Origin of the sequence: Bacteroides sp. 11BF (assembly GCF_019633765.1) — a bacterium.
Lineage (GTDB): Bacteria > Bacteroidota > Bacteroidia > Bacteroidales > Bacteroidaceae > Bacteroides > Bacteroides hominis.
The window spans coordinates 1-887 of the sequence record NZ_JAFKPJ010000070.1; the positions used below are offsets into that span (position 1 = coordinate 1).

The 887-nt window shown below is 34.1% G+C and carries 1 pseudogene; it reads right to left on the reverse strand.

Annotated features, from left to right (window positions below):
- Window positions 1-99: 99 nt before the first annotated feature.
- Window positions 100-887: pseudogene (locus JZY04_RS21015) on the reverse strand (6-bladed beta-propeller); the annotation flags it as partial.

Below are 887 nucleotides of genomic sequence, written 5' to 3' on the forward strand. Positions count from 1 at the left end.
TCCCATTCCAATTTTTAACAAGTTCTTCAAGTTTTTCCTTCTCGGTCTGCTGACATGAGATTAGAAAGAAAAAACAACCTAACACCAGTATAAGATTTTTCATTTAAAATAAAATTTGATTAAACAGGGGTTATCATCTTCTAAACGCTCTTCCAACTTCTTATATTCCTCCGGAGGAAGCACTTTTTCATAGTTTGGAAAGTCTTCATTGAAAACAATACAAGTCAGGAAATCTTCATTAAAGGCTAAAGGATGGAGCAAAACACCTTCCGCTGTTTTCTCAAAAAANTAAAGGATGGAGCAAAACACCTTCCGCTGTTTTCTCAAAAAAGAAACTCTTGCCGTCATCCTTTCGATAAAAAAGATTTATCCGATGCCGAAAGCCAAACGTCAACATGGTATAATAATATTTTTTATTCTGAAATTGATGCCTTAACAAATAAGGCACAGTAGAATCACGTAAATACTGCAACATTAATTTATATTCTTCAACCTTTTGATCCTCTAATAAAGTGAATCCATACTCCTTTAAATCAAGATTATCTTTTCCAAAGTCCCAACGGTATGCAACCCGTAAACTATCTGTCCTTACTTCATATACTTCATTTTGATAAGGATTGGAAAAATATACTTTATGTTCATAATTATAAAAAGGTTTAGAATTCAGAGTAGTGAGAACGGGAGGTACATGCCAAAATTCTTTCACATTCTTGAAAGACTCTTTAGAAATGACGCTGATACAATTATCACTCTCAGAGGCAGGTAATGTCCATGTAACGAAATACTTACTCTCCAGCTCCTCTATCAACTGATAATTCGCCCTCGTTGGCAGTTCTATTTCTTTTATGAATTTTCCATCCAGAGAATACACATAAAGAGAGCCAAAT